The following is a 13361-nucleotide window of genomic DNA, read 5'->3' as shown; positions in this document are numbered from 1 at the left end:
TAAGAGGGAAAAATAGTGATGAAAAAAGGGCTTACTACCGCTTCGGGCGCACCGGTTGCGCATAACAATAACAGTATGACCGCAGGCCGACGTGGCCCGATGCTGCTGCAAGATGTGTGGTTCCTTGAAAAGCTGGCCCACTTCGACCGTGAAGTTATCCCTGAACGTCGCATGCATGCGAAAGGGACTGCGGCGTATGGCACCTTTACTGTTACCCAGGATATTACACGTTTTAGCCGGGCCAATATTTTCTCTGAGGTGGGCAAGAAAACTGATCTTTTCTTGCGCTTCTCAACCGTAGCGGGTGAACGCGGGGGAGCCGACGCCGAACGGGATATTCGTGGTTTCGCCATCAAGTTTTACTCCGAAGAAGGCAACTGGGATCTGGTTGGCAACAATACGCCAGTATTCTATCTGCGCGATCCGCTGAAATTCCCCGATCTTAACCATGTCGTAAAACGCGATCCGCGCACTAATCTGCGCAATCCAACCTACAAATGGGACTTCTTCTCGCATCTGCCGGAAGCATTGCATCAGCTCACCATCGATTTTAGCGACCGTGGACTGCCCCGCTCTTATCGCCATATTCATGGTTTTGGCAGCCATACTTACAGCTTTATCAATGATCAACAGGAACGCTTCTGGGTTAAGTTCCATATGCGCTGCCAGCAAGGCATCGAAAATCTGATGGACGAGGAGGCGGCAACCTTAATCGGTCAGGATCGTGAAAGTTCGCAACGCGATCTGTTTGAATCGATCGAAAAAGGTGATTTCCCGCGCTGGAAATTTTATGTACAGGTGATGCCGGAGCAGGAAGCCTCCCAGACGCCCTATAACCCCTTTGATTTGACCAAAATCTGGCCGCATGCCGATTATCCGCTGATTGAAGTGGGTGAATTTGAGTTGAACCGCAACCCGGATAACTATTTTGCTGAAGTGGAACAGGTGGCGATGAGTCCTGCCAATATCGTACCGGGCATTGGCTTCTCGCCGGATCGTATGCTGCAAGGTCGGCTGTTCTCGTATGGCGATGCGCACCGCTATCGTCTGGGCGTAAATCATCATCAAATCCCGGTTAATGCGCCAAAATGCCCGTTCCATAATTATCATCGCGATGGGGCGATGCGTATTGATGGCAATAGCGGCAATGGCCCAACGTATGAACCGAACAGCTTTGGCGTATTCCAGGAGCAGCCAGATTTCAGCGAACCCCCGCTCTCGCTGGAAGGCGCCGCCGATCACTGGAATCATCGGGAAGATGAAGATTACTTTAGCCAGCCTCGTGCGCTGTTTGCGCTGATTGGTGATGAAGAACGTCAGCGTATGTTTAAGCGTATCGCCGGAGAACTGGCACAGGTGCCAGAATTTATCCAGCAGCGTCAGATTGCCTTATTTTATCAGGTGGATGAAGTGTATGGTGCTGGCGTCGAACGCGCGCTGCCCGAAGAAAAATAGCCAACAAAAACGGCGGGGAGAAACCCGCCGTTTTATGACTGCTGATACGGCTTAACGACGCGCCAGCAGCAGTCCCATTATCAGCCCGGCGGTCGCACCGATGCCGATGCCCTGCCAGGGTTTTTCATGCACATAATAATCAGCGCGATAAGCAGCTTGTTTGGCGCGATAGTAATAACTGTCGGACGCCTGGCTGACACGTGATTTCACATCGTGCAGCGCCTGCTCCGCTTTAGTTTTGAGCTCAATGTATTTCTGGTCTGTCGGATCGCCCGACGACTTCAACACTTCTTCCAGCGTTTCAGTCAGCAGCGTTAAATCATCATCCAGGCCAGTCTCAAACGGTTCAGTCTGTTTCACCATTATTTTCTCCGTGTACATTGCGAAGCGGTCCATTAACTATAGCCACTAATTTTCGCCCTGCCGCTTTCCCTTGCCAGGAATCACCCGAGTTTACATCCGTTAACGTGTTTTTCCTTTTCACGCTACGCTTGAGACTTGTACAAAGAACCTGAGCCAGACACTGCAAGCGACAATTTCCCTTCGCTTCTTTGATTAATCTGATAAATTTTGTTCAGACTGAATTTTTCAATAACCCGGCTGTCGTATCCACCTGTTGCCTGCGATTATCAGGCCATGTAAGTGCATTACGCACGACAGTCACGACAAACTCGAACAGCTAAGGAAAGATCTCTGGCATGAATCGAAGAATGTTTATGAAAGCGTCAATGGCCTTTTCCGCTGTCAGCGGCATGACCGGCCTGTCAACGCTGTTTGCACAATCCGCCTGGGCAGAAGATGGCATTGCTGACGGAACCGCAGTACGCTTCGATTTTGACGTATTGAAGAAAAAAGCGGCTAATCTGGCAAAACAACCCTGGGGCGGCGCACCGGGTGCGCTTCCAGAAACGCTGGCTACTTTAACGCCGCAGGCGTACAACGACATTCAGTACGATGCAAATCACTCTTTATGGAATAATATTCCCAACCGCGAGCTTGACGTGCAGTTCTTTCACGTTGGCATGGGCTTTAAGCGTCGCATCCGTATGTTCTCGGTTGATAGTGACAGTCGCGAAGCGCGTGAAATCCACTTTCGTCCCGAGCTGTTTAACTACAACAGCGCCAAAGTTGATACTAAACAGCTGGAAGGCAAAACTGATCTTGGCTTCGCCGGCTTCCGTGCCTTCAAAAAGCCTGAGCTGGCCCGCCGCGACATCGTCTCATTCTTAGGCGCCAGCTATTTCCGTGCCGTTGATGATACTTTCCAGTACGGTTTGTCGGCGCGCGGCGTGGCTGTGAATACTTTCAGCAATGGCCAGGAAGAGTTTCCTGACTTTACCGCTTTTTGGTTCGAAACCCCGGCAGCGGATGACACCACTTTTACCTGTTATGCACTGCTGGACGGCGCCAGCCTGACCGGCGCGTACAAGTTCATCATTCATTGCGAAGATAAACGCGTGGTAATGGAAGTGGAAAACCACTTGTATGCCCGCAAAGCCATTCGTCAGCTTGGCATCTCGCCCATGACCAGTATGTTCAGCTGTGGCACCAACGAACGGCGGATGTGCAACACCTATCATCCACAGATCCACGACTCCGATCGACTGGCGATGTGGACCGGCAAAGGCGAATGGATCGCTCGCCCATTGAATAATCCGCAGCGTTTGCAGTTCAACGCCTACGGGGACGAGAACCCCCGCGGGTTTGGTCTGCTGCAGCTTAATCATGATTTCAAGGATTATCAGGACGTTATTGGCTGGTACGACAAACGTCCAAGCTTATGGGTTGAACCAGTCGGAAAATGGGGTAAAGGTGCTATCAATTTGATGGAGATCCCCACTACCGGGGAAACGTTAGATAACGTGGTTTGCTTCTGGCAACCCGCGGAGCCGGTTAAAGCCGGTAGCGAATTAAGTTTCTCCTACAAACTCTACTGGAGCGGCTTACCGCCCGTTCGTAGCGCGTTGGCGCGCGTTGATGCCACCCGCACCGGTATTGGTGGCTTCCCTGAAGGCTGGGCACCTGGCGAACACTTCCCGGATACGTGGTGCCGCCGTTTTGCTATCGACTTCATCGGTGGCGATCTTAAAGCCGCAGCGCCGAAAGGGATTGAACCCGTAATTACCGTGTCTTCCGGTACGTTTAAGCAGGTTGAAATTCTTTATGTCGAGCCGATTGACGGTTATCGCATTCTGTTCGACTGGTATCCAGACAGCGACGCCACCCAGCCGGTAGAGATGCGCCTGTTCCTGCGTACCAAAGATGAGACGCTGAGTGAAACCTGGCTGTATCAGTATTTTCCACCACCACCAGACCAGCGTAAATACGTTGATGACCGGCAAATGACGCCGGGTTAACCGGGCGGCGAGGAAAATTCCTCGCCGTTTTTATTTCTGCATATCAACGTGCGGAATAGCATCTTCAAGATATTCCGCGCTCACCGCCGTGAAACCATGTCGGCCATAGAATGTTTGCAGATGCGCCTGAGCAGAAAGAAATAGGGTGCGATCGGGCCAGTGCTGCTGACAGCAGGTTAACGCCTGCTCCATCAGGCGGTTGCCCAGACTTATGCCGCGCACCTTATCGGAGACGATGACACGACCGATTTTTACCGGGCTTGCTGCATCCATCGGAGAAAGAATGCGCGCGTAAGCGACCAGCTGGTCGCCGTGCATTCCCAGCAGATGACGGTTTTCTGCCAGCAGATCCTGACCATCGACATCCTGATAGGGGCAATTCTGCTCCACCACAAATACCTCACAGCGCAACGCCAGCAAGGCATAAAGCTGTTGCACGCTTAAGTCACGATGATGAAGATCCAGCCAGTTAATTTCCATGCTTTCTCCTTTTTAAAGCCGCCACTATAAATTAACTGCGGCGCCTCTGCATCAACGCGAAACCGGTAAAAAGCGCACATAAAATGGCGGCCAGCCACGGCAAACCGTGTACGGTCAGTGACATCGCCACACCGCCTAATGCCGGCCCCAGCAAAGCGCCAACGCCCCACGCCACAGACAATGCCGCATAAGCTCCGGCCAGTTCCGCGCCCTGGAAATGTTGACCCGTCAGGGTGATGATGACCGTGTAGATTCCGACAAACACGCCTCCCCAACAAAACAGCAATAGCCGCGCCAGCCACAGATGCTGCAACGCCAGCGGCCAGACTAACGCACCAAGAGTCGAGAGTGCGGCCAGCCAGATGATAAGACGATGACGATCGAGACGATCGGCCAGCCAGCCAATCGGTAACTGCAGCACAATCGCACCAACCATCAGAATGGTAATGAATGAAGTTGCCTGCGCTTCGGGCCAGCCAAGATTCATCGCGTAAATCGCCAGCAAATTCATACCTGCCGCTTCCAGCGCGGCATTAAGCAAGGTCGCCGCCAGCGCCAGCGGCAACAACCGCAGCCAGCGGGAAAGTTTATGCGGTACGCTGGATTCGGCGTTGAGCCGCAAATGACGCGAGGCTAATAGCGTTAAGGCCGCCAGCGCCGCTAAGCTGGCAGCGGTGATAAATGCATCTGTTCCACTGCCCTGAAGGGTGAGAATGAACGGGCCAAGGGCAAAACCGAACGACAGCATGGCGGTGTAGGTCGCCAGCATTTTGGCCCGGTTGCTTTCGGTACTTTGCTGATTAAGCCAGGTTTCGGTGACCACCAGCATGACTTCGGTCGCCATTCCTAACAGCAGACGCAGCACAAAACTGCTCCACAGCGGCAAAAAAGGAAAAAGAGTTAACAGTAGCGCAGCAGCGATCAGCGAGGTGATCAGTAAGCCGGTAGCTGAAAAACGGCGGCACAGCGCGGGTAACCCAGGCGCAATCAGTAGCACACCCAACGCGTGCATCGCCGCATTGATACCAATGAATGCCTCGCTATAACCAGCGACGGAGAGGCGCAACGCTATCAGCGGCGAGCTGAGTCCGTAGGTCAGGCCGAAGATAGTCACGGCGAGCAGAACCGCCAGACGGTTACGTGTCATTTCACCACGCTACGCGATGGCGCCCGCTTTTTCTGCCACAGCGCATGACGTAAACGCAGACCCTGCCACAGGCGCAACGGCCATAACTGGCTGGGCTGCGGCTCAATGACGCGCTTCAACAGGCGGACATAATCCAGTACCAGCCCTGGCGTCCAGGTCACTGCCTCTGCCCGGCCACGAATCACGCCAAGTAGCCAGAAATTAGGATCGATAAACAGGCGAAAACCCGCATACAGCTGCTGCGCTAAAATGCCCTCAATCGCCACGTCTAACGCCTGAATCACGGTGGATGAGCAGTTGCGCGCCGTCAGGTTGTAAGCGCTGTCGGCGCTATAGCGCTGCCAGTAATTTTTCAGCGCCTCTTGATTGTAACGCGGGAAGTGAACCTGCTTATCCGGGCGACACCACTCCACCACTTCAACGGCCAGCGACGGCAAAAACCGGCCAGCAACATCATTTTGCTCACTGGCACGTAGCACGGCGCGGAAGTTACTGCTGTCACGATCGATCTCATCGCGCGGATAGTGGCTGATATACAGATCACCGCCCGCTTCCATTGCGGCATGGCCGGTCGAGATCACACCGTTGTGATCGACGGCAGCGATGTAACGATCAATTAACCGATAGCCTTCGCGCACCACACCGGATCCTATCGGCGTCCAGACATACACCGTCAACGGCTGAGTTGGCATCTCAGCGGGAAACGGTGGATGTGAATAGTGGCTGCTGTGCCAGCGCCGCAGTCCGCCAGCCTTAAACAGCGGCAGCACGGTAACCGAGCTGTCTTCCGTTAATAATCGCGCCTGACGCGCCATCAGCAGCAGATGGATGCCGATACTGAACAGCAGCAAGGCAAAACAGAGTGGGACGGCGATGTGATGATGAAATGGCCAGTTACTGATAATCAGAATGCTGAGAATCAGTTCGACAATGCCGGTGATGCAGCGTTTGCGCCAGCGCGCGCCGCGCAACACCAGCGCCGCCGCAATACGAAGCACGCCATCTGCAAAAAATGCGACGCCGAACAATACGGCTGAAACATCATTATTATCTTGCGGGCTGTCGAAAATCAGAAACGCGATGAACAAAAAGCCCATGCCTTTCAGCATAGTGAGCCAGTCAATCAACATTTCTTTGGTCAGGGCTAAAAACATCTGCACCAGCCCTTCAATGATGAACAGGATGGCGAGCATATCCAGCGGCACCGAAAGCAGACCGTCACTGCCAATATCGTAGAGGATTAATGCACAGAGCAACAGCAGCGCTACGCCGCCTAAAGCCAGCCAGGACCAGCGTCTACGCAGTACCTGCGCACCGGTCAGCAAAAAGATCAACTTGATCACGTAACCTCGCAGCTCAGGATGAACACTGCTTAAAGTTAGCAACCCGCGCAGCAGTTGTCAGATTACAGGCAAAAAAGTCAGGCCCAGGGGCCTGACTTTGCGTCTGGGTCACATCCATTATAACGTCTGGATTGCATCCATTACATCAACGGCTGAGCCATCTGCACCAGATTAATCAACGGTTGTGGATACACACCCAACAGCAATACCAGAATCGCAGAAATCAGTACCACCACCCCACCGGCAGTAAATGCCCAGTTAGCTGGCGTGTCGCGGGTGTGCAATTCTGGTGGGCTAAGATACAGACTCACCGTTACACGCAGATAGTAATACAAGCCAATCGCACTCCCCGCGACCACTGCACCGGTTAACCACCACAGATGGGCGCTGACACCGGAAGCGATCACATAGAATTTACCGATAAAGCCCAGCGTCATTGGGATTCCCGCCAGCGATAACATCATCACCGTCATCACCGCTGACAAAACTGGGCGATGCCAGAACAGGCCACGGTAGGAATAAAGTGAATCCGCATCCGGGCCACGATATGGGCTGGACATCAGGCTAACCACGCCAAACGCGCCCAGGCTGCTGAACAGATACCCGGCCAGATAAACTCCTGCCGTTTCCAGCGACAGCTGATGCGATTTCACGGCGATCAACGCCACCAGCAGATACCCAAGGTGGGCGATAGACGAGTAACCTAACAGACGCTTAATGTTGCTCTGCGAGATCGCCATCAGGTTACCAAACAGAATTGACACAAAGGCGATGACACCCAGCACCGTGCGAACAGCTTCGCTGTCGGTAACCGGCGCGTACATAAACAGACGCATAATCACGCCAAAGATAGCAATTTTGCTCGCGGTCGCCAGGAAAGTGGAAACCGGTGCGGGCGCGCCCTGATAAACATCCGGCGTCCAGAGATGGAACGGCACCAGCGACAGCTTAAAGCCAAGACCGATGATCATCATCCCCAGGCCCACCAGCAATAGCGGCTCCTGGATCATGCTGTCATTCAAACTTTTGCCCAGCTCAACGAAGCTCAAACTACCGGAATCGGCATAGACCAGTGCAATACCAAACAGCAGAAATGATGACGCTGCGGCTGACAGTATGGTGTATTTCAGCGCCGCTTCCAGCGAACGTTTCTGGCGGAAAGCGTAACCGATCAAACCAAACAGCGGCAGCGACAGCAGTTCAATGCCGATAAACAGTGCAGCAAGATGATTCGCGCTTGCCAGTACTACGCCGCCTAGCGCAGCAATCAGTACCAGCAGGTAGAACTCATCTTTGTTGTCCGGGAAATCGGCCAGCCATGGATAAGCAAAGGTACAGGTTGCCAGACTCGCCAGCATCACCAGCGCGGTATAAAACATGGAGTAGCCGTCAATGCGCAACAGCGGCGTGACGTCTGTTGGACCGACCTGACCGACAAAATACAGCGAGAACAGTGCGAGATTGAGGCCAATCACCGTCAGCGTGGCGTTAACGAAATGGTTGCGTCGCCAGGCAATGGACAGCATCACAACCACCACCGTCAATCCGACGATCAACAGCGGCAGCAACGCGATCAATTGTTGAGGAGTTATTGTCATGGCGAATTACGGCCTTGTAGTTGAAATTGAAGCGGTAAACCACTGCTGAATATTGCTCATTGCAGCATGCGAAGTGTCCAGAATCGGCTGCGGATAAATGCCCAACAGCACCAGCAGAACCACCAACACACCGATCGTCATGAACTCGCGTGGCGACATGCCCGGCAGCGGCTCTTTTGACTTCGCTTCGCCGTAGTAAGCGCGCTGCATCATGATCAATGAATAAACAGAAGCAAACACCAGACCAAAAGTTGCAATCACGATAATCATCGGTACTACCTGGAAACTACCGGTAAGAATCATAAACTCACCGGCGAAGTTACCTGTACCCGGCATACCGAGGTTAGCGACCGCGAAAAACAGGGACAAACCCGGAATCCACTTGATGCGTGACCACAGCCCGCCCATCTGACGCATGTCGCGCGTATGCAAACGCTCATATAGCTGCCCACACAAGATAAACAGTGCAGCCGCTGACAAACCGTGTGCAATCATCTGTACGACCGCGCCCTGGAACGCCAGTTGGCTACCGGTGTAAATCGCAATTAACACAAAACCCATATGCGAGATCGAGGTGTAAGCAATGAGTCGTTTAATATCGGTCTGGGAAAATGCCATCCACGCACCGTAGAAGATACCGATGATACCGAGCCACATCGCGATCGGCGCGAACTCAGCCGACGCATTCGGGAACAGCGGCAGGCTAAAGCGCAGCAGGCCGTATGCAGCGGTTTTCAACAGAATACCGGCAAGGTCAACAGAACCGGCCGTTGGCGCCTGGCTATGTGCATCGGGTAACCAGCCATGCAATGGCACAACCGGCATTTTCACCGCAAAGGCGATGAAGAAGCCCAGCATCAGCAAATACTCAACGGTGTGCGACATGGGCGTTTTCAACAGCTGTTCGTAGTTAAACGTCCAGACGCCAGTCGCATTGTAATGCACAAACACTAACCCCAGAATGGCAATCAACATCACCAGACCCGATGCCTGGGTATAGATGAAGAATTTGGTTGCCGCCGTAATTCGGGTTTTACCGTCTGACGCTTTATGCCCCCAGAGCGCGATGAGAAAGTACATCGGCACCAGCATCATTTCCCAGAAAAAGAAGAACAGAAACATATCGATGGAGAGGAACACACCGATAACGCCGCCTAAAATCCACATCAGGTTGAGATGAAAGAATCCCTGATATTTGTTGATTTCATTCCACGAACAGAGCACTGCCATCAGGCCGAGCAAGCCGGTCAACACCACCATCAGAAGTGACAACCCGTCAATGGCCAGATGGAAGTTAATCCCGAAGCGCGGGATCCACGGCACGGAGAAGCTCGATTGCCACTGCGGTATACCCGCTGCCTGCGTCAGTGAATAGCCTCCCTGCAACCACAATTGCAGCGAAAGCGCCAACGTCAGTCCCATGGTAAGCAGGGCGATCCAGCGCGGCACCTTCGCGCCGAGGCGCTCGGTCAGCCAGCAGATCAAGCCGCCGACGAAGGGGATTATGATTAGCCAAGGTAGTAACACGGCGTTTAGTTCCCTTTTGTTATCCTGAGTGGGCTATCTTGCTTGCCCTTTCTGCCCCCGAAAGCGTTACAACCTTCCTGTATTTCAATACGTTCGTGTTGTTTTACGCTAACGGTGACAAAACTGACTGCGCCGATGACGCCCTTATATCCCAGGTAATTTTTTACAATCTCGATCGGGAATGAGCGTTTATCTCACCCCACGCAATAACCTTTAAATCACCAACATCAATGCCAGCACGACAACCGCACCAACGCTCATAGATGCGACATACCAGCGCAGATACCCATTTTCACTCACCACCAGACCCTTATTGGCAATGCGTGAAAGCAGCGCAGGCAGGTTCATTAATCCATTAAGCGGATCGCGTTGCAGCAACCACGCAATACCCAGGTACGGTTTAACGAACACTTTATCGTAGAGCCAGTCAAAGCCCCAGGCCGCAAACCACCATGTACCAAAGAAGCGGCCCGGCGCGCTGTTGGCGATGCGGGTGACCAGCTGACGTTTGCCCAGCCACAGCGCGGCAGCAATCAGAATGCCGATAATCGCGACTGCGCCCGAGGTCATCTCCAGCGCCACTTTGCCGCCTTCACCAAACTCATTACCCGGTAATACGCCCGCCAGTGGAGGAGTAATTAACGCGCCAACAAAGGTGGACAGTACCAGCAGCACAATCAGCGGCAGGTGATGGGTAATGCCTTTACCGGCATGGGCATGGATTTTCTCTTCGCCATGGAACACGATGAAGATCATGCGGAAGGTATAAATCGAGGTCAGGAACGCACCGACCAAACCGGCAACCATCAGATTGATATGGCCGTTGGCTAATGCACCAAACAGGATTTCGTCTTTACTGTAGAAGCCTGCGGTAATCAGCGGCAGCGCAGCGAGTGCGGCACCGCCCACCAGGAAGCAGGTATACACCAATGGGATGCTTTTACGCAGTCCGCCCATCTTAAAGATGTTTTGCTCATGGTGGCAGGCCAGGATGACGGAACCTGAAGAGAGGAACAGCAACGCTTTGAAGAACGCGTGCGTCATCAGGTGGAAAATTGCTGCATCCCACGCCTGCACGCCCAATGCCAGAAACATATAGCCGATCTGGCTCATGGTGGAGTAAGCAAGCACACGTTTGATGTCGGTTTGTACCAGTGCGGCAAAACCGGCCAGCACCAGGGTAATGGCACCAATAATGCCAACCAGATGCAGCACTTCCGGCGTCAGCAGGAACAAGCCATGAGAACGGGCGATAAGGTAAACACCCGCTGTTACCATGGTTGCGGCGTGGATCAGTGCTGAAACCGGTGTCGGGCCCGCCATCGCATCGGCCAGCCAGGTCTGCAAAGGTAGCTGGGCTGATTTACCCACTGCCCCGCCTAATAACATCAGGGTCGCCCATTGCAGCATAGGGTTATCAGCAGCGAAATGTGCCGGCGCCAGTTCTACCATCTCACGGAAGTTCAGCGTGCCCAGTTCGTTATAAAGAATGAACAGCGCAAACGCGAGGAACACATCACCGACACGCGTAATGATGAAGGCTTTCATCGCCGCTTTGCCGTTGTCTGGATTGGTGTAGTAAAAACCAATCAGCAGGTAAGAACACAGCCCCACGCCTTCCCAACCCAGATACATCAGCATCAGGTTATCGGCCAGCACCAGAACGACCATGCTGGCGATAAACAGGTTGGTATAAGCGAAGAAGCGCGAATAGCCCTCTTCACCGCGCATATACCAGGATGCGAACATATGGATAAAGAAGCCCACACCGGTCACTACCGATAACATGGTCAGCGACAAACCATCCAGTGTCAGATTCACCTGAATATTAAAGTGACCGACCTGCATCCAGGTCCAGAGCGCCTGGTTGAAAACCTGCTGGCCGTTAGCGAAGAAGTCGAAACCTGCATACACCGTTACCAGTGCCGCCAGTCCAACCGATCCCATGCCAACCGTTGCCGACAGGTTCTCTGACCAGCGGCCGCGAGAAAACGCTAACAGCAGAAAGCCAATCAGCGGAAACAGTACAGTTAAATAGAGAAGATTCATCCGCGCATCTCGCTCACAGTATCAATGTTCATCGTCTGACGACGACGATAAAGCTGGAGCAGCAGCGCCAGGCCAATACTGGCTTCGGCTGCAGCAAGGCTGATCGCCAGGATATACATCACCTGGCCATCGGCCTGACCCCAGTAGCTTCCCGCCGTGACTAATGCCAGCGCCGCTGCGTTGATCATGATTTCAAGACCAATCAGCATAAACAGCAGATTGCGGCGTAGCACCAGTGAAGTCAGTCCCAGGACAAACAGCACAGCGGCCAGAATCAGTCCATGTTGTAGAGGGATCATGCTTGCTCCTTATTCACTTGCTGAGCGTCAACCTGGCGATGACTCAGCATTTCACCTGCACGTTTTTCGCGCCCGATATGGAACGCCACCACCAAACCGGCCAGCAGCAGCATAGACGCCAGCTCAACCGCCAGAACATAGGGGCCGAATAACAGGATACCAACCGCTTTCGCGTCAATAACTTTGCCGTCAATGCCTTGATCATTTGCAGTCAGAATGGCGTAAACCATCACGATCAGCAGCAGCAGCGACACGATGCCTGGACCGATCCATAGTGAAGGTTTCAGCCATTCACGCTCCTGCTTCTCTGTGGCTTTACCCAGGTTCAGCATCATCACCACAAACACAAACAGCACCATAATGGCCCCGGCGTAAACGATGATTTCCAACGCGCCGGCGAAGTAAGCGCCCATAGAGAAAAACACACCGGCAATCGACAGCAGCGAAACGATCAGGTACAGCAACGCATGTACCGGATTAGTGTGGGTGATAACGCGCAACGTCGTTAGCACCGCCACCAGCCCGCAAAGATAAAACGCAAATTCCATGCCCTGCTCCTTAAGGTAATAGGCCTTTGACGTCGATAGGTTTGGCTTCGTTTTCCGCCTCGCCTTTGTCTTTGCCGTCAATTGCCATACCCGCCATGCGGTAGAAGTTGTACTCGGGATATTTACCCGGCCCCGAAATCAGCAGATCGCCTTTCTCGTATACCAGAACCTGACGTTTAAACTCGCCAAGCTCGAAATCTGGCGTCAGCTGAATGGCTGTTGTCGGGCAGGCTTCTTCGCACAGACCACAAAAGATGCAGCGTGAGAAGTTGATACGGAAAAATTCTGGATACCAGCGGCCATCTTTCGTTTCAGCTTTCTGCAACGAAATACAGCCCACCGGACACGCTACTGCACACAGATTACAAGCAACACAACGCTCTTCACCGTCGGGATCGCGCGTCAATACGATACGACCGCGGTAACGTGGCGGCAGATAAACCGGCTCTTCCGGGTACATTTGCGTTTCGCGTTTGGCGAAGGCATGCATGCCTATCATCCAGATACTGCGAACTGTCGTGCCGAAGCCAACGACAAGATCTTTTAAAGTCATTTGTT

Annotated in this window: 12 protein-coding genes; 2 read left to right on the top strand and 10 right to left on the bottom strand. The window is 53.2% G+C overall.

What is annotated here, in order from left to right; genetic code table 11:
- The first annotated feature begins 18 nt into the window (after positions 1-18).
- Complete coding sequence (locus H2P46_RS09275) at positions 19-1455, top strand: catalase (RefSeq protein ID WP_193404813.1); 1437 nt, start codon at positions 19-21, stop codon at positions 1453-1455.
- 51 nt (positions 1456-1506) lie between these two features.
- Here the strand turns inward: H2P46_RS09275 and elaB are convergent, their stop codons facing one another.
- Positions 1507-1818, bottom strand: coding sequence for a stress response protein ElaB (elaB, locus tag H2P46_RS09270; RefSeq protein ID WP_193404812.1), 312 nt, complete (start codon positions 1816-1818; stop codon positions 1507-1509).
- A 335-nt stretch (positions 1819-2153) separates the two neighbouring features.
- Here elaB and H2P46_RS09265 point away from each other — a divergent pair, with 335 nt between their 5' ends.
- A complete protein-coding gene (locus tag H2P46_RS09265; RefSeq protein ID WP_193404811.1) occupies positions 2154-3812 on the top strand; it encodes a glucan biosynthesis protein D in 1659 nt (552 codons plus the stop codon).
- 30 nt (positions 3813-3842) lie between these two features.
- Here the strand turns inward: H2P46_RS09265 and H2P46_RS09260 are convergent, their stop codons facing one another.
- The 9 genes from H2P46_RS09260 to nuoI all read right to left on the bottom strand — a co-directional run bounded on the left by H2P46_RS09260 (position 3843) and on the right by nuoI (position 13356).
- Entirely contained in the window at positions 3843-4292 is a 450-nt protein-coding gene (locus H2P46_RS09260; RefSeq protein ID WP_193404810.1) for a GNAT family N-acetyltransferase, read from the bottom strand.
- 31 nt (positions 4293-4323) lie between these two features.
- Positions 4324-5439 carry an MFS transporter gene (locus H2P46_RS09255; RefSeq protein ID WP_193404809.1) on the bottom strand — a complete coding sequence of 372 codons (1116 nt, stop codon included), beginning with the start codon at positions 5437-5439 and terminating at the stop codon, positions 4324-4326.
- Positions 5436-6824 (bottom strand): HdeD family acid-resistance protein, encoded by a 1389-nt coding sequence (locus H2P46_RS09250; RefSeq protein ID WP_238938973.1) that lies wholly within the window; start codon positions 6822-6824, stop codon positions 5436-5438. Before H2P46_RS09250 ends, H2P46_RS09255 begins: the two co-directional genes overlap by 4 nt.
- Before the next feature lie 98 nt (positions 6825-6922).
- Positions 6923-8380, bottom strand: coding sequence for an NADH-quinone oxidoreductase subunit NuoN (gene nuoN, locus H2P46_RS09245; RefSeq protein WP_193404808.1), 1458 nt, complete (start codon positions 8378-8380; stop codon positions 6923-6925).
- Positions 8381-8386: 6 nt separating this feature from the next.
- Positions 8387-9907 (bottom strand): NADH-quinone oxidoreductase subunit M, encoded by a 1521-nt coding sequence (gene nuoM / locus H2P46_RS09240; protein ID WP_193404807.1) that lies wholly within the window; start codon positions 9905-9907, stop codon positions 8387-8389.
- Between the two features lie 213 nt (positions 9908-10120).
- Positions 10121-11956 carry an NADH-quinone oxidoreductase subunit L gene (gene nuoL / locus H2P46_RS09235; RefSeq protein WP_193404806.1) on the bottom strand — a complete coding sequence of 612 codons (1836 nt, stop codon included), beginning with the start codon at positions 11954-11956 and terminating at the stop codon, positions 10121-10123.
- Positions 11953-12255, bottom strand: a complete 303-nt coding sequence (nuoK, locus tag H2P46_RS09230) for an NADH-quinone oxidoreductase subunit NuoK (RefSeq protein ID WP_193404805.1) — start codon at positions 12253-12255, stop codon at positions 11953-11955. The genes nuoL and nuoK overlap by 4 nt, the downstream gene beginning before the upstream one ends.
- On the bottom strand, positions 12252-12803 hold the full coding sequence (gene nuoJ, locus H2P46_RS09225) for an NADH-quinone oxidoreductase subunit J (RefSeq protein WP_193404804.1): 552 nt from the start codon (positions 12801-12803) through the stop codon (positions 12252-12254). The genes nuoK and nuoJ overlap by 4 nt, the downstream gene beginning before the upstream one ends.
- A 10-nt stretch (positions 12804-12813) precedes the next feature.
- Positions 12814-13356 (bottom strand): NADH-quinone oxidoreductase subunit NuoI, encoded by a 543-nt coding sequence (gene nuoI / locus H2P46_RS09220; protein WP_193404803.1) that lies wholly within the window; start codon positions 13354-13356, stop codon positions 12814-12816.
- Positions 13357-13361: the final 5 nt, after the last annotated feature.

Source organism: Mixta mediterraneensis (assembly GCF_014946725.1).
Classification (GTDB): Bacteria; Pseudomonadota; Gammaproteobacteria; order Enterobacterales; family Enterobacteriaceae; genus Pantoea; species Pantoea mediterraneensis.
This window is presented reverse-complemented; position numbering and strand designations above follow the sequence as displayed.

Coding starts and splice junctions, on each gene's coding strand:
- H2P46_RS09275 (WP_193404813.1), top strand. CDS start 19: ATGAAAAAAGGGCTTACTACCGCTTCGGGCGCACCGGTTGCGCATAAC.
- elaB (WP_193404812.1), bottom strand. CDS start 1,818: ATGGTGAAACAGACTGAACCGTTTGAGACTGGCCTGGATGATGATTTA.
- H2P46_RS09265 (WP_193404811.1), top strand. CDS start 2,154: ATGAATCGAAGAATGTTTATGAAAGCGTCAATGGCCTTTTCCGCTGTC.
- H2P46_RS09260 (WP_193404810.1), bottom strand. CDS start 4,292: ATGGAAATTAACTGGCTGGATCTTCATCATCGTGACTTAAGCGTGCAA.
- H2P46_RS09255 (WP_193404809.1), bottom strand. CDS start 5,439: ATGACACGTAACCGTCTGGCGGTTCTGCTCGCCGTGACTATCTTCGGC.
- nuoN (WP_193404808.1), bottom strand. CDS start 8,380: ATGACAATAACTCCTCAACAATTGATCGCGTTGCTGCCGCTGTTGATC.
- nuoL (WP_193404806.1), bottom strand. CDS start 11,956: ATGAATCTTCTCTATTTAACTGTACTGTTTCCGCTGATTGGCTTTCTG.
- nuoK (WP_193404805.1), bottom strand. CDS start 12,255: ATGATCCCTCTACAACATGGACTGATTCTGGCCGCTGTGCTGTTTGTC.
- nuoJ (WP_193404804.1), bottom strand. CDS start 12,803: ATGGAATTTGCGTTTTATCTTTGCGGGCTGGTGGCGGTGCTAACGACG.
- nuoI (WP_193404803.1), bottom strand. CDS start 13,356: ATGACTTTAAAAGATCTTGTCGTTGGCTTCGGCACGACAGTTCGCAGT.